This is a genomic window from Gemmatimonadota bacterium, from assembly GCA_009838845.1.
Classification (GTDB): Bacteria; Latescibacterota; UBA2968; order UBA2968; family UBA2968; genus VXRD01.
In genome coordinates, this window is the sequence record VXRD01000091.1 from 26533 (window position 1) to 51606 (window position 25074).

Here is a 25074-nt window from a genome sequence, read left to right on the forward strand (position 1 = left end):
TCTATTTTTTATTTATATTGAGAGGGTGTATAATTTGATTTGTACAAACCCCGCAATTAAATCGGAGACACAATGGAACGAGTAAAACGACGCGACTTCATAAAAAAAGCCGGACTTGCCGGCGGAGCTGCACTATTGGCGGGCTGTGCATCCCCTCAAGAAACCGGGGCACCCGCTGTACAAACGCGAAAAAAATACGAATGGAAAATGGTCACAACCTGGCCGCCGCACTTCCCCATCCTGGGAGAATCCGCTGAACACATCGCCAAATGGACAGAAGAAATGTCCGAAGGCCAGCTCAAAATACAGGTCTATGGCGGCGGCGAACTCATACCCCCCCTCGAAGGCTTTGACGCCGTCAGTGCGGGAACCGCGGAAATGTGTCACGGCGCCGCGTATTACTGGGCGGGAAAAGCGCAGGCAACCCAATTCTTTGCCTCTGTACCCTTTGGCATGAACGCCCAACAAATGAACGCCTGGATCACCAGTGGCGGAGGCCTCGCCTTATGGGAAGAACTCTACGCCCCATTTAACCTCATCCCCATCCCCGCAGGCAACACCGGCGTGCAAATGGGCGGCTGGTTCAACCGCGAAATCAACGCCACAAGCGACCTTCAGGGCCTCAAAATGCGCATCCCGGGCCTCGGCGGCAAAGTCATATCCAAAGCTGGCGGATCCGCTATCTTATCAGCCGGCGCAGAAATTTTCACCAACCTCGAACGCGGCGTCATCGACGCAACCGAATGGATCGGACCCTATCACGACACACTCATGGGCTTTTACAAAGCCGCCAAATACTATTATTATCCCGGCTGGCACGAACCCGGCACCGTCATAGAACTCATCGTCAACAAATCCGCATATCAAACCCTGCCCAAAAACCTGCAAGACATCGTGCGAACCGCCGCAGCGCGCGCAAATGCCTGGACACTATCGGAATTTGAAGCAAAAAACAACGCGCATCTGCAAACCCTCATAAAAGACCACAACGTCATACTGAAAAAATTCCCCGACGAAGTCCTCGACATACTTCAAAAATACGCCAGAGAAGTCGAAGATGAACTCGTCGCAGCCGATGCCATGAGCAAAAAAGTATATGAAGCATATGAATCATTTCGCAAAAAAATGCACGGCTGGGCGGCGATATCGGAAAAAATCTATTACGAGAACTTGAGTGCATAATCGTTACCCCCCCAAATATTTTGGCAAAGACGTCGCCATCTCGGGAAACGTAATAACCAGCGTCAGCCCAATAAGCTGAATAATAATAAACGGAATAATCCCCCGATAAATATGGCCCGTGCGGACCTCGGGCGGCGCGACCCCCTTCAGATAAAAAAGCGCAAAACCAAACGGCGGCGTCAAAAAAGAAGTCTGCAAATTCATCGCAATCAAAATACCCAACCACAGAAGATCCACCCCCAACGTCACAAAAATAGGCGCCACAACCGGAACAATAATAAACGTAATCTCGATAAAATCGATAAAAAATCCCGCCACAAAAATCATAACCATCACAAGCGCGAGAAACGCCCCCGGACTCATATTCGCCGACAGAATCAGATTCGTCAAATACGCATCCCCGTGCATACCGCGAAACACCAGACCAAACGCCGTAGCCCCCACCAGAATAAGAAAAACCATACACGTCAGATGCGTCGTCTCCACCATCACCGACTTCAGCGTCCGATATGAAAACCGCTTTTGCAACACCGTCAAAAGCGTTGCGCCAAACGCACCCACGGCCGCCGCCTCGGTAGGCGAAGCAACCCCCGCAAAAATAGAACCCAGCACCGCAACAACCAGAACAGCCGGCAGAACAAACGCCTGCAAAACGCGCTTCACCATCGCCCTGCCGTGAAATTGCGCGAGCTCCTCCTCTGGCATTGCCGGTACCCACTCGGACTTAAAAATCGCAACCAGAATCAGATAAACCGCATAAAAACCAACCAGAACAAACCCGGGCAACACAGCACCCACAAACATATCCCCAATCGGAACATTCAGCACACTACCTAATAGCACCAGCACAATACTCGGCGGAATAATCTGCCCCAAAGTACCCGACGCTGAAATCGTCCCTGCGGCAACCTCGGGGCGGTATCCCCGCTTCAGCATCGTCGGCAAACTCAGCAAACCCATCGTAACCACAGTCGCGCCCACAATCCCCGTAGAAGCCCCGAACAGCGCCCCCACAGCAACCACAGAAATCGCCAGTCCACCGCGCAAATGCCCAAAAAGCAACGCCATCGTCTCCAGCAAATTCTCAGCCAGCCCGGACTTCTCCAGCATCACCCCCATAAACACAAACAAAGGCACGGCAATCAGCACGTAATTCGTCATCACACCCCAGATACGCAGGGGCAAAAGATTGAAAAAAGCCGGACCAAACGTCAAATAGCCCAGAATAAAAGAAACGCCACCCAGCGTAAACGCAACGGGAAAACCGATCAAAAGAAGAAGAAAAAGAACGCCAAACAGAATCAGGGGCATCGCCTCAATCATCCATCCACCTCCTCATCGTGCCCCAGGACGGAAAGCAAAGACCGACACGCCAGACTTAGGCCCTGTAGCAAAAGCAGAACAAAACCCAGTGGAATAGCCGCCTTGAGCACCCAACGCGCGGGTAGGCCTCCCGGATCGGGTGACGTCTCCCCAATGTGGAAAGCACTAACCACAAAATACTGCGAACTCACAATCACAATAACGCAAAACGGAATCAAAAACAGAACACTACCAATCAAATTCACCCACGCCTGTTTGCGCGGAGAAAACCGGCTATAAAACACATCCACGCGCACGTGTTGATCGTGCTTGAGCGAATACGCAGCGCCCAAAAGAAAAATGAGCGCGAACAAATGCCATTCCAACTCCTGAACAGCCACCAGGCTATTCTTCAGCACATAGCGGGTAAAAACATCGTAACACACCACCGCCACCAGCACAGCAGTAAGCCACGAAACAACACGCCCAACGCGCTCGTTTAATCCATCGACAAATCGGATATATGCTCTTAACACCTGCAAAATGCTCTCCTCAAAAAAAGGATCAGGATGTGCAGAGCCTGCACTGGAATGGTTCTATCCAGTGATGGAAGGATGAACAGGATAAAATCAAAACCAGGAGCAATCACAGATAAAAAGGCTGTGGTTGCTTGTGTATCAGAATATAAACAATAATTCGCAAAGCAGGCGACAAAATATGACCTTTGATATAGGATCATTTTTTGTGTAAATTTACACAAATTATCTCACCCACAAAAAGGAGTAACCGCATGGCAGAACAACCGAACATCCTGCTCTTCATCAGCGACCAACAGCGCACGGACACCCTGCGGTGTTACGGCAACGACTGGATACAATCGCCGCATCAAGACGCATTGGCAGAGCGCAGCTTCGTCTTTGAAAACACCTACGTCACACAACCCGTATGCACCCCTGCGCGCGGATCCCTCATGACGGGCCTGTACCCGCACAATCACGAATGCATGGTCAACCGGGACATATTGCGCGACGAAATCCCATCCATCGCAGAAATGCTACCCGACACCTATCGAAAAGCCATGTTTGGAAAATGGCACCTCGGCGACGACTCCGTGCGACAACACGGATTCGACGAATGGATCAGCACAGAAGACGACCACCGCAACAAATACTCCCGCCCTGGCCTGCCCTTCAGCAGCTATTACTACTGGATGAAAGAACAGGGCATAGAACCCCAAAACAACAGCGCCACTGGAGAAATCATCTACTCACCGCGCCAGCGATCCCAACTCCCCGCAGAATACCAGATGGGCACCTTCATCGCCAACCACTCCGAGCGATTCATCCGGGAAAACACAGACCGCCCCTGGCTCCTCGTATTCAGCACATTTGAGCCACACCCCCCAATGACCGGACCCTACGACGGCATGTACGACCCCGATGCCCTACCCGTAGGTCCCACCTTCATCAAAAAACCAGAAGGACACGCCTTATTTAACCGCGCGCGCGCAGAACACTACCTCAACAACAGGGTTGAAGGTCACGACATGCGACAAGAAAAATCCTGGCGAAAACTGCGGGCGCAATACTACGGCAACGTAAAAATCATCGACGACGCCATAGGCCGCATGGTACAGGCACTGGAAGAAACCGGACAAATGGAAAACACCATCTTTGCCGTCACCAGCGACCACGGTGAAATGGCAGGCGACCACGCCATGTTCGAAAAACGCGCATTCTACGAAGAATCCGCGCGCGTACCCATGATCTTAAGCGTCCCGTGGCTCACCCAATCGCAAAAGCGTATCGACGGCGTCTTTGGACACGCGGACCTGATCGCCACCCTTGTGGAACTCGCCAATCAGCCACTATTAGAAACCCTCCCGGGCCGCCCGTGTGCCGACGTCTTAAACGGCGGTGCCGACCTGCGCGACCACACCGCATTCATGGAATGGAACGGCATTGGCGACCGCAACCTGGGCAATCCCAAAATCAACCTCATGTCAACCTTGCCCTGGCGCTGTGCCGTAACCGGAGACCGGTGGAAACTCAACTTATGTGCCGGCGACCAGTGCGAATTATTCGACCTGAACAACGACCCCTATGAAGAAACCAACCTCTTCGACGACCCTGCGCACCGCGACCGGGCGCGGGAAATCGCAGCCCGCATTCGACTGTGGCAACACGAAACGAATGACCACGCGCCCTTGCCTGCGGTTTGAAAAAAAATCAAAACCTCTGGATCGCGGCTTACACCCTGCCTGCCCCTGTATGCTTTAAGCAGGGGCCGCGATGACGGGAGCCTGCCCCGTAGTGTCTCTATACGGGGTCGCACATCTCACGTCTCACCTTTACAATTTACCTTGCAAATAAGAAAAGAATGGCTATATTGCATTTGTCCTTAATTCTTATCCCCAATTCTCAAAAGGAACCCTGCCATGGACGACGCGGCATTGTTAAAACTGCTGGAGGCTGGGATTGGTGAAGAAGTTGCTGCTACACAATTGAACATATCTCCCCAACAGGTAAAAGGACGAATCAGAGAATATTTGCAAGCAGGCATATTAAATTGCAATGGCGAACGCGAAACCATCAACTGGAAAGCCTTTGGCAAATGGAAAAAACTGGCGCGAACTGTTGAAACCGTATAGAAAAAGCAAAAACGGGTTGATGTAACAAAACGGGCAGTCGCATGTGTGCAACTGCCCGTTTTTTTTGGAGAACGAAGCGTGGAAATAGGTAAATGGTGTACCTCCATTCTCTTTCTTTCCATCTGTCTCAACTGCACCTCGCAAAAACAGGAGCTACAAATGGGTGTAGATGTATTTTTGGAACACCACACCCCTCTGGTAGCGGACGCACGGGTCGGCCTGATCACCAACCCCACGGGACGCACAAAAACAGGCATCACAACAATCGCCGCCCTGCAACAGCACCCGGACGTAAATCTCGTCGCCCTATTCGCACTTGAACACGGAATCAAAGCAGAGGCAAAAGCGGGCGAACACGTGCGCGACACACAAATGGACAGCCTGCCCGTATATTCCCTCTACGGAAGTGACCGCTCCTTAAAATCCGCACTGGACAACATCGACGTCATAATCTACGACATACAGGACGTGGGCAGCAGAGCCTACACCTACATCTGGAGCCTGACCAAAGTCATAAAAGCGGCGGGCGAACACGACAAGCGCGTCATCGTCCTCGACCGCCCCAATCCCCTCGGCGGACTAACCGTAGATGGACCCATAACCGAGGAAAAATGGCGATCATTAGTTGGAGGACTCTATCCGGTACCCCGCGCGTATGGACTCACAGCAGGAGAACTCGCCCGATATCTCAACCGCGAACACCTGCTCGCGTGTTCCCTCACCGTCGTCCCTATGGAAGGCTACCAGCGCAACACGCGCTGGGCGGACATCGGACGCGACTGGATCGAGCCATCGCCCAACATCCCATCGCCCGAATCTGCTATAACCTTTGCCGCAACCGGAACCATTGGCGCATTGGGGACGGTACACATCGGCATAGGAACCGACATGCCCTTTCAAATCGCTGGCGCGCCGTGGATCAACGCAGAAAAAACAGCCCGCGACCTGAACGCCCTGCAACTGCCCGGCGTAGAATTTCAACCCATAATATTTGAACCCGACACATGGCTGTTTCGCGACAAAAAAGTACAGGCTATATTCCTGCACATAACAGACCCCATCGCCTTTCGCCCAACGCGCACAGAAATATCCATACTCGCACACCTCGTGGCAACATATCCCGAATTCAAAATCCCAAAAGACCGATATGAACGCTTTGACCAGGCCATGGGAACCAGCACCGTGCGCGAAGCCCTCCTAAAAGGCGACAGCGCACGGGAAATATGGGAGCGATGGGAAGGGGAATTGGAGGAATTCGCTACTGTGAGGGAAAAGTATTTGTTGTATTAAAAAGGAGTCTCTCATGCCCGGCGTCATATTCTGGGATGTCGATACCCAATACGACTTCATCATGCCCGACGGCAAACTCTACGTCACTGCATCGGAAAAGCGCTTGCCGAACCTCAAAAAACTCACAGACCATGCCAGACAACGGGACATCCCCATCTACGGCTCGGTTGACAACCACCAGATAGACGACCCTGAAATCTCAGACAACCCGGACTTCCTGGAAACCTTTCCGCCCCACTGCATCGCCGGCACAGAAGGACAAAAAAAAGTACCCGAAACCCAACCGCAAAATCCCCTCTGGATCGACCCGGACGCCCCGGGCGACCTCATCAGCCGGATACAAAAACACAGCGGTGAAATCATCTTTCGCAAACAGCGTTTCGACGTCTTCACCAACCCCAACGTCGAACCTGTACTCAACGCCATCAAACCCGACCGCATCGTCCTCTACGGCGTAGCCCTCGACGTATGCAACGCCTACGCCATCAACGGCTTCTTAAACCGCAACACAGCGCCCATACAGCTCGTCCTGGACGCCGCACAAGCCATCAACCCCGAACGCGGGGACCGCCTGGTAGATGAATGGCAGCAACAGGGCGTTGAAATCGTATCCACAGACCAAATTATCAACGCGTAAAAAAACGGGCGACCACGGGCGGTGTACAACTGGTCGCAGTCCAGACCAGTTCACGATCGCCCCTACACACTTCAACCTTCGCACTTCACACTTCCCATGAACGTCTTCCTCCGCCTCATCACCTACATCCGCCCTTACCTGGGCCGCGTGAGCATCGGCATCGGCGCCACCCTCCTCATCATCGGCCTCGACGCCGTACAACCCCTGCTCATGCGCGAAGTCATCGACAACATCTTAACCCCCTACTTCACAGAAGGGAACTACATCGGTGATCGATTCTCCGACACAAAAATCGCAGCCGACTTCGACCTCCTCCAATACTACGCCCTGCTCCTCCTCGGCGTCTATATACTCCGCACCGTCTTCAGCTTCATCAACCGCTACCTCCTCGGCCGAACGGGACAGGACATCCTCTTCAGCCTCCGCGTCCAGGTCTATGACCACCTCCAGCACCTGGGACTGCGCTTTTACAACGACCGCAGCACGGGCGAATTGATGTCGCGCGTAACCGCCGACGTCGAATCCCTCCAATACACCGTCACAGACACCCTGGAACGCGTACTCATCGACATCGCAACCGTCTTCATCTTCGGCAGCATCCTCTTTGCCCTCAGCTTTGAACTCGCCCTCATCACCCTGTTGCCCATGCCCATATACAGCATCCTCATCATCTTCTACAACCGCACCATACGCCCCTATTACACCATGGCGCGCGAGCGCATAGCCGACATCAGCGCCCTTTTGCAAGACAACCTCTCCGGCATCCGCGTCATCAAATGCTTTGCCCGCGAAGGCCACGAACTCTCTCGCTTCACCCAAAAGTGCAAAGCCTTCCTCACCATCAGCATCACCATCATCAAAATCCGCGTCGGCTTCTACCCCCTCACCCGATTCATCATCTCAATGGGGCCCCTCCTCGTCCTCCTCTTTGGCGGGCGACAAATCATCTCGGGCGACCTCACCATCGGCACCCTCTTCGCCTTTCAAAGCTACCTCTGGCAATTCTACAGACCCGTAGAAAGCCTCACCCGCATCAACGACACCATCGTGCGCGCCTCTGCCTCAGCGCGTCGCATCTTTGAAATCCTGGACACCCAGCCCGAGATAAAAGACACCCCCAACGCCCTCCCCTTTGACCGCCTGAACGGCGGCGTTGAATTTCAAAACGTCACCTTTGCCTACGAACACGGACCCCCCGTCCTCCAGGGCGTATCCCTCAGCGCACAACCCGGCCAACTCATCGGCCTCGTTGGACCCAGTGGCGCGGGCAAAACCACCATCATCAACCTCATCTGCCGCTTCTACGACCCCGACTCCGGAACCGTGTGCGTTGACGGTCATGACCTCAAAAACATGCAACGCGCATCTTTGCGCAGCCAAATCGGCATGGTCTTACAAGAACCCTTCCTCTTCAACGGAACCATCCGCGAAAACATCGCTTATGGCAAACTCAACGCCACCGAAGCCGACATCATCAACGCCGCCATGATGGCCAACGCACACGACTTCGTCTGCGGATTCTCAGACGCTTATGACACCCACATTGGCGAACGGGGCGTGCGCTTATCCGGCGGCGAAAAACAGCGCATCTCCATCGCCCGCGCCATCCTCAACAACCCGCGTATCCTCATCCTGGACGAAGCCACATCTTCTGTTGACACCGAAACCGAAATGCTCATTCAAAACGCCCTTGAACGCCTCATGGAAGGCCGCACCACTTTTGCGATCGCCCATCGCTTATCCACCGTGCGCCGCGCCGACTGCCTCTACGTCATCGACCGCGGCAAAATCGTCGAATACGGCACACACACCCAGCTCCTCGCCAGCGACGGCCTCTACGCCCGCCTGTGCGACATGCAATTCGCGTTGGAAGAAGCGTAAAAGTCACTGGATCGCGGCTTTAAGCATGCCGCGATGACGTGCCTTTAACTTCACACTTGCCTATGAATACCATCACACAAAACCAACTCATCCCCGAAACCATTGACATACGTCAAAACGGCGACAGCCTGATCCTCTGTGCCAACGGAGAAGAACTGCACATCGACCACATCGCGCGCTGCTTCCCCTTTTCCACGCCCGACCAATGGATCAGCCTCCGCGACCGGGACGGAACCGAACTGGGCCTCTTGCCCACACTCGACGGATTAAACCCACAATCCCGGGCACGCGTTGAAGAACACCTCAAAAACCGCTACGACATCCCCAAAATCCAGACCATACTCAACATCGAAAGCAACAAAGAAGGCGGCACAACCTGGGACATCAACACCGACGCGGGACCTATGCGCTTCACAATCCGCGGCGATCAGAACCTCAACCTCAACGCATTTCCCGAAATCGTATTCACCGACGCCATAACGCGCAAACGCTACAAAATCCCCAACTATACCAAACTCGACCGCGCCAGTCAAAAAATCGCCCGCGCGTACCTGCCCATGAGCTCTCGCCACTACTCTGGACGACGAGGTGGCAGGAGCAGAAGGTAACAAAAAAGCCGACCACGTCGTGGTCGGCTTTTTTGTTTATATTCACAATTCCCCTCACTTTCCCCTTTTCAACCCCATCATCTTCGACGCGATCTCGACCTCCTCGGCAAACGCCTCTGCCGCCTCGTCATACGTATCAAACGGATCGCGAAAACTCAAATGGTAATCATTTTCCAAATACACCGAATCCCAATCCACAATATACCGCACCCGATTTTGCGACAACGTCTTCACCATTGCCGCCCGCGCCTTTGCCCGCGTATCAGCCGGAGGCGTCCCACAAGCCTCTTCAACGCGATCATCGGTCAACACGCGCTTCATCTTACCCTGTTGCTCCAGATCGAAATACAACCCGCGATTGGGATCGATATTGTGATACTCCAGATCCAAACTCTGCAACCACGGATCGTCCCAGCTCAAATTCTCCGACTCGCGAAACGCATCCAACAACCACTTCTTCGCCACCCAGTCCAGACGATCTGTCAACTGCATCGGATCGGACTCCAGATCATCCAGCGTGCGCTCCCACTCATCCAGCACCCAATCCGACTCCTCATCCAGACCCCTCAAATGGCGCTGCGACAAATCCAGATAAACGCGCTGTATATCAATAGCCGAAATAGACCGCCCATTCTGCCGGTCCAGAATCCACTTATGTGTTGGATCGCGCGAAATCTCCTTCAGTGCCCACACCGGATCGCCCAACTCCACCACATCCCCGGGAAAAATCTTCCGCTCCAGAAGATTCAGCACCATCGCAGTCGTGCCGACCTTCAGTGCCGTCGCATACTCCGACATATTCGAATCGCCCACCAGAAGGTGCAAACGGCGGTACTTGCTGTGATCGGCCAGCGGTTCATCTCGCGTATTGATAATCGCGCGAGAAAACTGAATCCACTGATAAATCTCAGTCACAATATGATCCGCACGCTGAGAAATCTGGAAATTCACCGGATCCTCCCGGTTGGTCACATCGCGCGCATTGTGCCCATAATAATAAAAACTGTCGTCATAACTGCCCACGCGACCTGCACCGCAAAAAATTTGGCGCGTCACCAAAAACGGCAACAGCGCGGGAATCACAACCGTTGAAAACGGCACATTGCGCCTGACCAGATAATTTTCGTGACAGCCAAACGTCGCACCCGTATAGTGATCGATATTATTCTTCAAAAACGACGCTTCTTTAGCCAACCCCAGCGCGTGCAATGCCCGGTGCAAAATGAGATCGCCAGCCCGATCAAAAGCCACAATATCCCACAACCCCATACACTCCGGCGTCGCGTATTCCAGATGCCCCATATCGATATAAACCCGCCCGGCATTAAACAAAAAACCCCCATTGCCCGGGGGTTCATCCCGTCCGCGATAGTGAATATCCACAATCCCGATACGGTCAACGTGAAAAATGTGATCCTTAACCTTCACCGAAATGGTATCGGGACTCACAAAACCCTCGTGCTCGGGCGCCAAACACCCATACTCGGTTTCTATGCCAAAAATGCGATCTCTCATTGGGACCCCTCAATTTTCAGCTTTCAGCCCTTCCCTTCCACCACCCACTGGATTGCGGCTTTAAGCATGCCGCAATGACGGCTCTAATTGCCGACCGTTGACCGCTTCTTACGCATTCTCAATGAACTGCGCCAGCGCGGGCGCAATTTCTTCTGCATCGACATTGCGGTACTTGTTTTTACCTACCCGCGACCGCTCGAGCACCACCGCCTCCACCTCCAGATCCTTCAACTCCGTCCCAAGCACATCAGCCACATCGACCTCCCCGGCCACCTGATCCAACGCGTCGGCATCGGTGGGCACCTCATCCATCTTCCCAATCCATCGCCCCATTGCCCATGCGCGAAGCGCGGCACCTGCGGCATCAGACAGAGACAACGCCTCCGTATCCAAACCCGACAACTCGCGCACCATCATCACATCCGCCTCCACAACACCCCCCACAGCAGCCCATTTCTCGTGCCGGTGAAACGCGCCATCGTAATCCACAGAATAAAAAATGTGCGCGCCCTCCTGCCCATCTAACTCCGCGAGAAGCACCCGCGCCAAAAAAGGAGACCGCACCACATCGTCAAACCCCGCCTTAATCGCAGGACCGAGACCAAAATACACAATTTGACGCAGTGTCACATCGTCTTCTGAATAATTAAACCCAATCGAATGCGCCATATCAATCGCAGCCTGCCGCAGATTCTCGATATCCGTCGAATGCCCAATCCCCGCGAGCAAGAGGCGATCGTACACCTCAAACACCTTCTGCTGACTCTGCGACAGCGTCAACAACAAAATCCCGCCCTCGTAACCCACACCCACGACCGGACTCCCCGTCCGGATCTGATCTTCAATATAATCGCGCCGATTCGCAACAGCCTCTGCCCAGCGATACGGCTCATCAGACAACATCATGCGCGTCCCGCCTCCTCCCCATCCACATATTGAACATAGAGCTGTCGCAACGCCTCGGTCTCGATCTCTTCCAAACCCGACGCCGTAATCGTCTTCACCGACGGAAAAATATCAGCCGACCGCTCGTATCGACCCGTCGCCGAATCGTATTCCGACGCCGTATCCAGAAGCTGGAGCGCGTGCCCGATAGCCGCATCGCGATCCATATCCACAAACCGCCGACCGCCCCAGCGATTCAAATAATACATCGCCCCGCGAATCGCCGGCGACCCCGACCCCGTCGTCGTAAAATCCGCACTCTCGAACTGCGCCCCCAGCGCATCGTAAAAATAAATTTTACCCCGCGCATCCACCCGGTCATACGTCGCAAAAATGGGAATCACAGCGCCAATACCCTGCATCGCCATCGGCAAATTATCCTTGATCAACAGCGACAACCGGCGCAACTTCGCCTGCAAACTCATCTCCTGGAGCAAACGGCGGCGATAATACTGAAACGCATGCTCTAAAATCCGCGCAATCTCAAACGCAATAGAAGGCGACCCCGAAATCGCCATCACCGAAAACGCATCCAGATCGATCACCTTATCCGCGCGGTCGTAAAGCACCATATTGCCCGCAGTGGCGCGGCGATCGCCCGCAACGAGCACCCCATCGGCATATTGAAATGCCAAAATCGTCGTCGCATCCGTAGGCTCAAAAGGCAACGCGCGCTCGGCCTGTACATCGCCCAAATTCTCACCCGGAAACCGGTAGCCCGATTGCCGCAGCAAATCGACAAAATCCCCACCCGATTGCATAAGCTACTCGCCTGTACGCTGGCGATAGCGCCGCGCCTGATTGGGATCAACGCGCCGCATGCGCCGCAGCAAATCGCGTGTATCTGGCCGCTCCACCTTCGGGCGCGCGGGGCCACCATCGCCATCATCACCCGGACCAGGTCCTCCCGGATCGACCGGCTTCGTCCGTCGTTCAAACTGTAAGACCTTATCCATCTACGGCCTCCTTAATGAAAAAAGCAACCACCGATGAACACCGATGAACACCGATGAAAAGCAAAAGCCTGCCCCTGCATGGTGTTGAGCAGGGGGCAAAATCTTCTGGATCGCGGCTTACACCCTGCCGCGATGACGCATGCCTCGCCCCTACAGGTATTCACACTTCACACTTTCTCTAACGCCTCTAAAAAACTCTCCAACGTCTCCGAACTATCGAGTACCTCATTATAACGCTGCACCCGCTCTTCATCCACCAATAATTTCATATCCACCGCATGCTGGCGACCATTGCGCTTAAACACAATGCGATCCCAGTTAATCGACGACACATAATCGCCGAACTTCTCCAAACTGCGCCCTCGAAAATACGCCCGCGTACCCGAAGGCGGTTCCGACATTGCCGCTGCCACCTCATCATCGCCGACCAGACGCACCACCTGCCCCTGCGACTCCAGCAAATAATACAACCCCGCATCCCGATCCACATTGCTATATTCCAGATCCTGACTCTGCATCCAGAACAAATCATCGGGATTATCCCACGCCAGATTCTCCGCCTCGCAAAAACTATCGATCAGCCACTTCTTCGTCACCCAATCGCACACCCCCACCAGATCCATTGGATCGCGGCTCAACTTCTCTATCACATCTTCCCACGCAGACAACACCCAATCCGTCTCCTGATCCCGCCCGGCAAACTCGCGTCGTGCCAGAGCCAAAAACGCATCCTGAATTTCAACCGCGGGAACGAGGCGATGGCCGGGACCCTCGACCTCTACCAGCCACGCATGCGACTGATCCCGGGCGATATTCTTCATCGCCGCAATCGGATCCTTCAGCCGATAATCGGGCAAACAATCCGCCTCAATCAAATCGATCACCAGCGCCGTTGACCCCACCTTGAGCGCCGTAATATACTCCGACATATTGGCATCGCCCACAATCACGTGCAACCGGCGATATTGCGCCGCATCTGCGTGGGGTTCATCGCGCGTATTCACAACCGGACGCTTGTGCATCGTATCCACACTCGCGATCACCTCAAAAAACTCCGCGCGTTGCGACAACTGATAAATCGGTGCGCGATCCTCCCGCTCAACACCCACCTTCCCAGCCCCACAAAAAATCTGCCGCGTGGGAAAAAACAGCAACAACCCCTCTAATATACGCTCGAAAGGCACCGAGCGATCCATCAAATAATTCTCGTGACATCCATAGCTGTGCCCTTCGAAATCCGTATTATTCTTATACATCCGCACAACGCCCTGATCGAGCATCTCCGTGCGCCGCTGCGCGCAAATATCCACAATGCGCTCCCCCGCCTTATCCTGCGCCACAAGCTCGAACAAACTCGTGCACTCACCCGTTGAATACTCCGGATGCGTGTGATCGTTGTAAAACCGGGAACCATTGTAAATAATCAAATCGCTCTTCAATTCTTTAAACGGAATCTTGCGCTTGCGGTCCTGTTGCAAATGCACCTTTTCATCGGCATCATTCAACAGATTTTTAACCTCAAACCCCCGCTCATCCCGCCGGGGATTCTCCAGCCGATAATCCCACAACGGAACAAAAGCCCCTTGCTGATAGCATCGAATCAACTGCATCGACTCTTCGACCACATCGACCTTATCCACCTCGTCAATCGTGATCCCATATTCCGTTTCTATACCGAATAAACGAGTCATATTATCTCACAACGCCAGTAATGACAAAACCTTCTGGATCGCGGCTCAGGCCTGTCCCTGCAGGGTGTTGAGCAGGGAAGCATACCGCGATGACGCATGCCTTGCCCCTACAGTTGTTCACACTTCATACTTCACACTTCACACTTCAAACCACGCCATGCCTTGAGATGCGTCGCTCTCGCCTGGGGCGAATCGGCACTGCGCGCACCACATTTTCCGGATCGTAATCCAGCAACTTCAACCAATCCTCTGTATTATCCGTCGGCGGGAAAATCTCATTCTCGCTGTACTCGGTCTCTATTCCCACGAGCAAATCGTCAAAACCAATCCCATCTTCTGCGCCCGACGCAATACACCGCTTAATCGCAATCTCCTTCGCGCGCTGCACAATAGACTCGAGAATAGCCCCACTACACAGATCTCCGCGGCTCAACACCTCCTTGCGACCGCTTCTGAGCAACACCTCTAAAAAGCGCGTATCATCGCGCCTGGCATATATCTCTGCTATCGTGCGCGCCACAAGATCGTCAACCGCTGCCCGTACATCGCCATCGTGCGCGTTTAACGCATCCTCTGACAGCGGCAAATCGGCCGTCAAATAAATACCCAGAATCTCGCGCGCGGCATCCTCATCCGGACGCAGCACCTTGATCTTGCGATCAATACGCCCCGGGCGCAAAATTGCCGGATCGATCAAATCTGGACGATTGGACGTCAAAATAATCACCACATCTTGCAGGGAATCGATCCCGTCCATCTCGGAACAGAACATCGGCACAACCGTATTTGAAATATTGTGCGACCGAATCGCCCGCCGCGTCCCTAACACCGACTCTGCCTCGTCGATAAACACCACCGGCAAAAACCCCTCGCGCCGCTTCTCGCGCGCCTGAGAAAAAATCTCGCGCACCTTGCGCTCGGACTCTCCCAACCACATATTCAAAATCTCAGGACCCTTAATATGCATAAAACACGCCTTGAGATTCAGACCGTCTTCCTGCACCTGCTTCTCCAGATTGTACGCCGTCGCCTTCCCAATCAGCGTCTTGCCGCACCCCGGCGGACCGTACAGCAAAAATCCCTTGGGCGTACTGTACTGAAACCGCTTAAACAACTCTGGGTGCAACACCGGCATCTCAATCGTATCTTTAATCGCCTGAATCGCATCCTTTTGCCCACCGATCTTCTCCCACGGCAAATCCGGAACTTCCTCCAGATAAAAATCCTTAACCTCGGAATGCGGCATCTTCTCCAGCGCCACGCGAAAATGCGGATCGATCCGCACCTCTTCGCCCGCCTTCAAAGCCTCGGCCTCCAGATCTGCTCCCCGCAGCAAAACATGCGTCTGTGAACCGTGTTCTTGCCCCACCTGCAAACGCCCATCATCCAGCACATCGACAATTTTACCCACCGTACCCGACGGAGACTCGCCCATATCGCCCACCACGGCAAACGCCTCATTTACCAGCACCCGCGTCCCCACCTTCAAACGTCGCTCATCCAACCGGGAATCCACATTGGCGTAATACTCCGCCCCCCCCACCGTAATGTACGCGATGCCATTTTCCGGCGGCGACAGCAACGTACCAACCCGATTTGCCGGTGCCGTCACCTTCTCCAGCGCCCCTTCCAACTCCACAATCGTGCGCCTCGCATCCTCAAATGTAATCTCATCTTCCTGAAGCTGCCGGCGCAACTGGTACAACAGGGGCCGCCGTCGATCCGTCTCATCCATCGTCATCAAAATTTGATCGATAATCGACAGCGACTGAAACGTATGCTGCATATCCACATAGTCCTGAAGAAAATCTTCAGGTGACTTTCTCTGACGATCAGAATCATTGGTATTGATGGCTGACCCCCTCTCTGTCTGAATCAGGATTTACAGGATTTAAGGATGAACAGGATAAAGGCAAAAGCAAAACCTTCTGGATCGCGGCTCAACCCCATGCCGCGATGACGGGTACCTTTAACGTCTCTCTTCCTACTTCACACTTCCCTCTTCACACTTCAACCAAGAATACCATATCTCAAAACCCGTGTCAAGCCGTGAACCTACTCCTTTTCGAGCTTCTCTAACTTGCGTTCCATATCGATCTTAACCTCAGCGACGATATTGGGAATCGGATCCTTCTTCCCCGCCTTAATAACCACAGGCTTAGTGATATCAAAATGCACCTTGTGTTCCAGCACCAGCCCGCGCGTCGCATCGATCACCCACGACCCCCCGCCTTTACCCTTCCCATTGTAATACAGAGAAGCCACACTCACCTCAACCCATCCCGCGTACTCCACCTCACTCTCCTCATCGATATGCACCTCCACGCGCCCCTTCTCATTCTTGATATTCTTCACCTCATAAGTACTCTTAATTTTAATCTGCGAATCGCGCCCCATCATATCCATACTCGCAAAAGGACGCCAGAAATCGCGCTCGCCCGTCCAGGTATCGCCCTTATTAACCGGTCCCTCTGGCAAAACGGGCGCAAACGCGGGTATCGCTCCCTGGAACATATCCGTAATCAAATCCTGACGATCCACGCGAAACGCGGGAAAATCTGGCTCGAACTTCTGCACCACACCCTCGGGCGTCACCTGCCAGGTAAAAACCCTGTCATTAAACAGATCAAACGTAAACGGAAACTGCTCATACGTCTGCTTCTCGCCCAGAAAAATCGCTGCACTCGCACCCTTTTTAATCTCAGCGCGAACACCCATCACCCCTTCGGGAATGGTCCTCCCCGGCAACGCCTGGGGCACAATCACCTCTTCATGGCTGCGCCATTCATTATCTATAATCACGCGAATATGCCCGCTCTCCATCACAATCTGCTCGCCCATATTGCTGAAATACTCCACCCGGAACTTGTGCTTATATCGCGCCTTGCGACCCTCTGGAAACTTCAGCGTCAGCGCTGTGGGCTGCGCCCAACAATCGGGTGCAACACCGACGAGTAACCCCAAAATAATCGTTAATTTTGATATACGCATAAGAACCTCTGTCTGAAGCGATGTACAACTGGTCGATTTTCAGACCAGTTCATCAGGATTTACAGGATGAAAAGATGAACAGGATAAAAATCAAAAGCAAAACCTTCTGGATCGCGGCTCAACTGCATGCCGCGATGACGCATGCCTCGCTCCTACAACAATTGGTCTCACCCTTCACCCTTCACACTTCCCACTTCCTACTTCTCGTCCGCTTCACCCGCACCGGGCGACCGTTTTTTTCTGCCGACTCCCATGCGGCCTCCGTCAACTGAATCACGCGCAAACCGCACACCGGCGGCACCTGAACTTCATCGCGTCCCAAAATTGCATCCACAAAATTTTGATCTGGACTTACAAACCGCGAAGGCAAACTATCTGCATTGACCTCCACGGGTGCGCTGCCACCGTATTTACACGTCAACTTCCCATTGCGAGAATAAATCGCCCCCTTCGTGCCCCAAATCGTAATATCTTCCCACATCCCCGGACCCGGACCTGTACCCACAATAGAAAAATTCGCCAGCGCGCCATTCTCAAACACAATCGACAGCGCCGAATTGATATCCACCTCTGTATCCAGATTATCCATAAACGCCGACACGCGCGTGGGTGCCTGATCCACCATCCACAGCACAATATCCAGCAAATGACTCCCCGAATCGTTCAACTGACCCCCGCCCGACAGCGCGTGAACCTGTCGCCACTTCCCCTGTTGATTCTCATACCAGTGCTGGTCTTGCATCGCCTGAATAAACTGAACCTCTCCGATCTCCCCAGCCTGAATCTGATTCCGAATAAACCGAAACGTCGGCGCCAGATGCCGTTGATAAGACACCATCAAAACGCGATCCACCTCCTCTGCCTTATCCATCACCTGAAACGCGTGATCAACCGTACAAACCATCGGCTTCTCCGTCAGCACATGCAGACCCTTATCCAGGCTATCCATAATCTGTTCAAAATGCAACGTATGCGGCGTAGAAATCTCGGTCGCATCCATCTCCACCTCTTGCAACATCTCCCTGTGATCTGCAAACCTCGGCAACGCCTCTGTCTCTGGCACGCGTTCGTACAACCGCGCAAAACTCTCATCACTCGGATCTGCAAGCGCCACAATCTCCACATCCTGCATATTCATCAAACGCCTGATATGACCGCTCATATTGCCACCGCACCCGATCAAGCCCATTCGCACCTTCTCCATCAAAATCTCCTTTTGAAAACCTTCTGGATCGCGGCTCAACTACATGCCGCGATGACTCCTCCCACTTCACACTTCTATTCGTGCTCGAATATAGTTTCACATATATAATACCGCAATAACAAAAAAAAGGCCACTGGACAAAATGTCCAATGGCCTTTTAGAAAACCCTGGATTGCGGCTACAACCCTGCCGCAATGACGGGCGAGGCATGCCTCGCCCCTACAATCATCTGCGTACATCTGCGGATCTACTTCAACAGCAGCATCTTCTGGATCGCGGTATTTGGACCCGCTTTGATCTTGGCGATATAAACGCCACTACCAACGCTGCGGCCCATATGGTCCTTAGCATCCCACTGGACACTATAGCGACCCGCCGTATAATGCTGGCTCACGAGTTGACGAATCTCCTGCCCAATCGCATCGTAAATAATGACGGACACAGCTGTGTCAGTGGGCAACTCGTAGGAAATCGTCGTCCTCGGGTTAAACGGATTGGGATAAACAGCCGAAGAAAACTCTGTGGGCAGGGTGAAACGCGCGCCCAACAGCACCTCAATCGGATTCGAAAGGTTAACCGTCCCATCCAGATCAATCTGCTCGAGAACATAATAAACGATCTCAGCAGCGGGAAGACTATTATCCTCAAACATATAATCCATCAACTGATCGGTCGTACCAGCACCAGAGATAAGCTCGCTAACCGCCTCGTAGGTCTCTCCATCCGTGCTGCGAAGCACGCGGAAACCCGCATTATTGGTCTGCGAAGCCGTGGTCCAATTAATCACCACGCGGTCTTCAACCACCGAACCGACAAATGACGACAACTCAACCGCCACCTGCTCGGTAAATTGAATGGTGACCTCAAGAGCTTCCATCATACCATCCGAGGCTGTCACCTTCACAACCGAAGAAACATAACCAGCGGCTGTCAAAGTCAGGACATTACCATCGACCGAATGTTCAATCGTGGATTGTGGATCATCGCCCACACCTTCTAGGAGATCTACAGTGAACGTAACCGTAGCCCCTTCGGGAAAACGCAAGGCTGTAACCGTAACCACCGCAGTGCCACCGCGCGGGATTGTATTGATGAGACCAGGTGACACATCCAGACCCGGACCGTGGTTATACAACACCGGAGCAGGCACAGGTAGCATCGATTCCTCGCCGGAAGCGAGAACGCCTCTAAACGACGCAACGCCAACTGAAAAAGGCATCTCCTCGGCACCCGTCATCAGCTTCAGCGTACCCAAAAAACCACCATTGGACAGCATCACCGCTTCTTCGGCACCGACATCGATCTGATTGCCGGAAATACCCAGCAGCGTCATACCTTCAGCAGGCGCAAAATCCGTGATCGTTGCCGCAGAAGCCGGATCAACCATAAACACAATACTCGCACCGCCGAGACCACCTTCTACATCACCTGCAAACACCTCAATAGCAATCTCTTCATTGGCACCGGCACTGGCCGAGAGCATGCCATCATCCATCATATTCATCATGTCCATGCCGACAACGGCATCCAGTGAGGGGAGCCTCACTTCGACAAACTCAATCGTAATCGGATCGGTCGTCGTCATGCCATCACTCGCCGTCACCGTCACCTTTGCCGGGCCACTCGCCGTCAACGTCAGCTTGGCACCATCCATCATGGACTGAACCATCTCGATCATTTCGCCCTGTACATCAAACGTAATCGTCGCATCCGCGGCAAAATTCACCGCCGTTACCACGACCGACCCCGTGCCACCTGGCGGCACCGGAATCATCATAGACATATCCATCATAGACATATCTGTCATCAGCCTGGGCTTGACATTAAAGTTAATCGTACTCATCATCGCCATCATCTCTGGCGCGATGACATCGCTCGACGCTGCACTTTCGGCAAGCGTCACCGCTTTAATGCCCAGATGGAATTCCATATCCGTCACATCTGCCACAGTAGAAAACTCGGCGCGTCCAAGAAAACCGGACTCGGGCAGTGAAACAGGCGCAGTCGCTGCAAAATTTACGCCCGTCGCCTCTGGAATAGCAAACAGAAACGCGCTATTCTCGACCTTATCGAGCTTTAACTCTTCAGATTTAAAATCAAATTCGATCTTCACACCGACCAGCGACGTGGTCACGCCCTTGGCGAAAACCTCAACTGCAATTTTTGTGCCCTGTCCAGAGACATTGCCAGCATGAACGCCATCGTCCGTCTGATTGCCTGCTCCGCCATCGGTAATCAAATCAATCGACACCGTCGCATTTGCATTGGGACCAGCAGAGGCTTGACCCGCAAACGCCAGAAATGCAAGGGCAGAAAAAAATAACAATCCTCTTTTCAAAAACATTTGCAAGACTCCTTCGCTGAAAACTACTCCTTGTAAGTTCTAAATGACAAATTAAGGGCGAGACATAGGCATGCCTCGCCCTTACCGAATTACTTGAGCAGCATCAGCTTCCGCACATCCTGGAACTTCCCTGCCGAGAGCTGGTAGAAATAAATACCACTCGAAACCGGCGTCCCGCGATCATCCATACCGTCCCAACGGACCTGATAACGACCAACCGACTGCGGTTCAGCAGCAATCAGCGTCCGAACGACCTGACCCACCACATTGTAAACCTGGAGCGTCACATCGGCGGACTCGGCCAATTCGTACCCGATCGTCGTGTCGGGGTTAAACGGATTGGGGAAATTCTGGAGCAGTGCAAACTCTGTAGGCGTCGTCTGGATATCCAGCACACCGCCAGCCAATGGATTGGCGAGTTGACTCGGATCGAAAACCAGACCCTCGGCAATCTCAAACCGCGCATTATCTTCAAAATCGCGCAACACGCGGAACACCAACCGAACAATATCGCCACCGCCGGAAACCTCCGAACCATTGACGATCGCATTCATAACGTGAACCTGCCCGGCCTCAGGCGACCAACCCCTCAACAGCGGCGTCTCGCCACCTGAAGACAAAAGCAAATCTTCAGCAACTGGCATCGCCTCTACAAACTCGAACTTCTCGGCATCGTAGTTAAGCACAAACCCATAACCCATCAGAGCCTGCACATTGGCGAGAGACACATCCACAAACATATTCTCGCCAGCCACCACGCGATCACTGCCCAAACGCAACGTCAACTCGGCAGTCTCATTCACGCCAGGAGGCGGAATCAGAGACTTGCCAGCCGGACCCTGCGCTTCTTTGCCATACGAGCTAAAGAACAGGATAAAGTCATCGAAATTGACCATCTTATCGTCATTCAGGTCAGCCTGAACAAAGACTCTCCAGTTCTCGTGCGTCTCATCTGTATTAAACGCCATCGTAAAGGCTATAAAGTCTTCAAAGTCAACCGTCAGCGGCGTTTGAGTTTCCCCGTGCCTGGGAAGTCTGACAATATAAACGGGATTGCCATCTGCATCCACAAATCCCCTGCGCGTGGGCGTAAGCTCAACAAGTAGAGGAACACTTGGCGTCATATTGGTACCGTCCATCGCAACCACAGACACCAGCACCGCGGGCAGACCCTGATTAATCAGAGACTCGATCAAAGCCTGGGGAACCTGGAAACTGCCCGAACCAGCGGGCGCAGGCCCGATATCAATCATCGAATCTTCGCCAGCACCGCCTCTGACCACGTATCCCGTCACGTGCGGAATCATAATCCCGTAACCGCGATACATCACAATATCCATGCCGCCATCATCGGCGGACACCGTCCAGGTAACCATTCCGGTCTCAACATCAGCGGCGAGACCAGTCGCAGCAGCAGGGGCTGTATCGTCAACCGCAGCCACCATATCTTCCGTCGCCGTAATTGCAGACGAAACAATGGGACCAGATCCATCCGTGCGGATATTCTGCGGAACAGCCAAATCGCCACCGACGAGCACACTCAAATCGGGATCCAGAGCCGCAAACACCACATTCTTCTGGTTCCCAATAAGCGCGTTCAAATAATCAGCAGAAGGCATAAACACCTGTGCGAGCTCATCCTCGGTCACAACGAGATTGGGATCCAGACCCAGGAACTGAACCAACTGTTGCACGCTCTCCTTGGAGAACACGCGCTTGCCAGCAGGCGTAATCACATCCTCTGCCGAACCCATACCGGTCTCGGCAGCAACGCCCCAGCGGGTTGCCTTCGCATCCGTCACCGGAACAACGGCGCGCGTCGTACCATCATTATCCATCGCATCGACAACAGCCCAGGCGACCCACTCTGCCATCGGGTTACCCTCTGAATCATTCACCATCATCTCGCGATAGACGCGATACTGACTCACATCTCCGTGATTTTCCGAATTGGCAAAAGTCACCATCACATAGTGACCATTGTCGCCTTCCTGATCCTGCACCATCACACTCGCAGGCGCAGCGGGCTTCATCTGGCTAAACGAAACTTCTACCGCAGCCGTCGTAACGCCGGCACCAGAAGCCGTCACACTCACAGAAACTGGACCCGTGGCCGTCAAGGACAAAACATTGCCATCCTGTGACATTGAAAGATCACTCTCTGAACCACTCGTCACCTGGACATCGAACGTAACCTCAGCACCTTCGGGAAAACCAACAGCCACGACCGATGACGAACCGCTGGGAACAACAGACTGAGGAACCTCGACATCAGCCATATTTGTCGTAACAGAAGGCATCGCCCTGAAGATAACCTTCAACGCACTTGTCTCCTTACCGTCACTATCCATGGCTTTCAGCGTCACCTCAGCAGAACCTTCACCACTACCCGTCAACGTGACCATAGCACCATCCGTAACAGCATTAACCGACGCTGTACCGGATACTTCGGTGAACGTATAAGTAATACCGTCACCCAGACCCGTTGCCGTAACTGTCACCGTTGCCTCTCCACCAGTCGGAATAATAACATCGGCGTTATCTGCCGTCAGATAAGGCGGAGGATTCACAAACGAAATCGTCAGCGGAGCCGTCGTCGCCGTGCCATCGGTGGCCTCCATCGTCACATCCCCGGGATTACTCGTCGTCACCGTCCAGGTCGCAGCACCAGCACCTGTAGCAAACCCGGCACCACCCGTAATTTTAAAATTAATCTCGGCACCGGCATCAAAACCGATAGCCGTAACCATCGCTGAAGCTGAGGCACCAAAATCTGAAAACACCACCTCGGTACTCTCAGTCTGTAGTTCCGGTGGTGCCTTGGTAAAAACAACCTCAACCGGACCAAGCGCCACGCCACCGACCATTGCCGACACCGACACTGTGGCATTGCCCGTTGCGGACAACATCACAGAATTACCATCATCCGACACTGTGCCCGCACTGGCGGGATCTACGGTAAACGCAACCGCTTTGCCCTGCGTATCCATCGCGGTCACCGTCGCCGTACCCGTCTCGCCGTGGCCAACCGTAACCGCAGTTGCGCTCGCCTCGAGATAGGGCGCGAACTGGACGACCGTCAAAGCATCACCACCACCCACACCCCTCCTCATTCCATCTGCAGTAAGCACCGTAAACGAGGCAACACTAATGGTAAACTCAGTGGCATCGGGATTCACTGTAAACGTCACAGAGCCGTAACTCCCGCCATCCAGCATCACAGCCGGTATGCCGAGAAGTGTAACGCTCATACCACTTACGCCGCCCGGAGGTACTCCCAAACCGGTAGCAGGCATACCACCTGTGATCGCCGCCGCTCCAGCGGGTTCAACCGCAAACATGATCTCAGCACCAGTCGTTGCTTGCGCCAAATCGGGAACAGCGACATTGACGACGAGTTCACCATCGTCATTGATTGCGCCATCACTCGTCAAAGCAGCTTCAATGCCATTAAACGAGACCGCAGCGGATGGGGTAAGTGTAAGGCCATCAAGCGTAACCGACTTAATGCCAATGGAAAATTCCTGACCCGCCACATCTGTGTTTGTCGTAAAAGTGAAAGGAACACTTGCTGGCACAGGTACTGCACTAATAGATAACAGGGAAACCGTGCCGGGATCTGGTTGTAACCAGCCAGCAGGTGCAGCAAGCGTTAAAAGAGACTGGTCAAAATCAAATTCAACCTGTATGGCATTTACGGATTGGGTAATACCCGTTTGGGACACGACAACCGTAATTTCCGTGCCCTGTCCAGAAACCTTGCTTGGAGTACCCATGATCGAGATACTCTGCGCAGAAGCCTGCCCTGCAAATATCAGCAATGCCAAAGCAGTCATAGACAAAAGACTTTTTTTCAAAAACATTACAAACTCCTATAT

At 53.4% G+C, this 25074-nt stretch carries 19 protein-coding genes; 7 read left to right on the top strand and 12 right to left on the bottom strand.

What is annotated here, in order from left to right; translation table 11 throughout:
* The first annotated feature begins 72 nt into the window (after window positions 1-72).
* The gene (locus F4Y39_11655; GenBank protein MYC14372.1) at window positions 73-1182 is read left to right on the top strand and encodes a TRAP transporter substrate-binding protein; all 1110 of its coding nucleotides are present in this window, start codon (window positions 73-75) and stop codon (window positions 1180-1182) included.
* A 3-nt stretch (window positions 1183-1185) separates the two neighbouring features.
* Here the strand turns inward: F4Y39_11655 and F4Y39_11660 are convergent, their stop codons facing one another.
* Together F4Y39_11660 and F4Y39_11665 are read right to left on the bottom strand one after the other, a co-directional pair.
* A complete protein-coding gene (locus F4Y39_11660) occupies window positions 1186-2505 on the bottom strand; it encodes a TRAP transporter large permease subunit (GenBank protein MYC14373.1) in 1320 nt (439 codons plus the stop codon).
* Entirely contained in the window at window positions 2502-3026 is a 525-nt protein-coding gene (locus F4Y39_11665; protein MYC14374.1) for a TRAP transporter small permease subunit, read from the bottom strand. The genes F4Y39_11660 and F4Y39_11665 overlap by 4 nt, the downstream gene beginning before the upstream one ends.
* A 248-nt stretch (window positions 3027-3274) precedes the next feature.
* On the opposite strand from F4Y39_11665, the gene F4Y39_11670 reads away from it, so the two are divergent.
* From F4Y39_11670 to F4Y39_11695, 6 genes are all read left to right on the top strand, one after another.
* Window positions 3275-4705 carry a sulfatase-like hydrolase/transferase gene (locus F4Y39_11670; GenBank protein MYC14375.1) on the top strand — a complete coding sequence of 477 codons (1431 nt, stop codon included), beginning with the start codon at window positions 3275-3277 and terminating at the stop codon, window positions 4703-4705.
* A gap of 216 nt (window positions 4706-4921) precedes the next feature.
* Entirely contained in the window at window positions 4922-5134 is a 213-nt protein-coding gene (locus F4Y39_11675; protein ID MYC14376.1) for a hypothetical protein, read from the top strand.
* A 159-nt stretch (window positions 5135-5293) separates the two neighbouring features.
* Entirely contained in the window at window positions 5294-6424 is a 1131-nt protein-coding gene (locus F4Y39_11680) for a DUF1343 domain-containing protein (GenBank protein ID MYC14377.1), read from the top strand.
* A gap of 13 nt (window positions 6425-6437) precedes the next feature.
* Window positions 6438-7061 carry a cysteine hydrolase gene (locus F4Y39_11685; protein MYC14378.1) on the top strand — a complete coding sequence of 208 codons (624 nt, stop codon included), beginning with the start codon at window positions 6438-6440 and terminating at the stop codon, window positions 7059-7061.
* A 96-nt stretch (window positions 7062-7157) separates the two neighbouring features.
* Window positions 7158-8942, top strand: a complete 1785-nt coding sequence (locus F4Y39_11690) for an ABC transporter ATP-binding protein (protein MYC14379.1) — start codon at window positions 7158-7160, stop codon at window positions 8940-8942.
* Window positions 8943-9004: 62 nt separating this feature from the next.
* Entirely contained in the window at window positions 9005-9550 is a 546-nt protein-coding gene (locus F4Y39_11695) for a DUF1854 domain-containing protein (protein MYC14380.1), read from the top strand.
* A gap of 54 nt (window positions 9551-9604) precedes the next feature.
* Here the strand turns inward: F4Y39_11695 and F4Y39_11700 are convergent, their stop codons facing one another.
* The 10 genes from F4Y39_11700 to F4Y39_11745 all read right to left on the bottom strand — a co-directional run bounded on the left by F4Y39_11700 (window position 9605) and on the right by F4Y39_11745 (window position 25059).
* Window positions 9605-11065: a proteasome accessory factor PafA2 family protein gene (locus F4Y39_11700; GenBank protein MYC14381.1), complete on the bottom strand. Its 1461-nt coding sequence runs from the start codon at window positions 11063-11065 to the stop codon at window positions 9605-9607.
* Window positions 11066-11173: 108 nt separating this feature from the next.
* The gene (locus F4Y39_11705) at window positions 11174-11971 is read right to left on the bottom strand and encodes a hypothetical protein (GenBank protein ID MYC14382.1); all 798 of its coding nucleotides are present in this window, start codon (window positions 11969-11971) and stop codon (window positions 11174-11176) included.
* Window positions 11968-12771: a proteasome subunit alpha gene (locus tag F4Y39_11710; protein ID MYC14383.1), complete on the bottom strand. Its 804-nt coding sequence runs from the start codon at window positions 12769-12771 to the stop codon at window positions 11968-11970. The genes F4Y39_11705 and F4Y39_11710 overlap by 4 nt, the downstream gene beginning before the upstream one ends.
* A 3-nt stretch (window positions 12772-12774) precedes the next feature.
* Window positions 12775-12966, bottom strand: coding sequence for a ubiquitin-like protein UBact (locus F4Y39_11715; protein ID MYC14384.1), 192 nt, complete (start codon window positions 12964-12966; stop codon window positions 12775-12777).
* Window positions 12967-13133: 167 nt separating this feature from the next.
* On the bottom strand, window positions 13134-14657 hold the full coding sequence (locus F4Y39_11720) for a proteasome accessory factor PafA2 family protein (GenBank protein ID MYC14385.1): 1524 nt from the start codon (window positions 14655-14657) through the stop codon (window positions 13134-13136).
* 145 nt (window positions 14658-14802) lie between these two features.
* Window positions 14803-16443, bottom strand: coding sequence for an AAA family ATPase (locus F4Y39_11725; protein ID MYC14386.1), 1641 nt, complete (start codon window positions 16441-16443; stop codon window positions 14803-14805).
* A gap of 269 nt (window positions 16444-16712) precedes the next feature.
* Window positions 16713-17648, bottom strand: a complete 936-nt coding sequence (locus tag F4Y39_11730; protein MYC14387.1) for a hypothetical protein — start codon at window positions 17646-17648, stop codon at window positions 16713-16715.
* A gap of 181 nt (window positions 17649-17829) precedes the next feature.
* The gene (locus F4Y39_11735; protein ID MYC14388.1) at window positions 17830-18852 is read right to left on the bottom strand and encodes a Gfo/Idh/MocA family oxidoreductase; all 1023 of its coding nucleotides are present in this window, start codon (window positions 18850-18852) and stop codon (window positions 17830-17832) included.
* A gap of 247 nt (window positions 18853-19099) precedes the next feature.
* Window positions 19100-21196, bottom strand: coding sequence for a T9SS type A sorting domain-containing protein (locus F4Y39_11740; GenBank protein MYC14389.1), 2097 nt, complete (start codon window positions 21194-21196; stop codon window positions 19100-19102).
* Window positions 21197-21285: 89 nt separating this feature from the next.
* Complete coding sequence (locus tag F4Y39_11745) at window positions 21286-25059, bottom strand: T9SS type A sorting domain-containing protein (GenBank protein ID MYC14390.1); 3774 nt, start codon at window positions 25057-25059, stop codon at window positions 21286-21288.
* Between the last annotated feature and the right edge of the window lie 15 nt (window positions 25060-25074).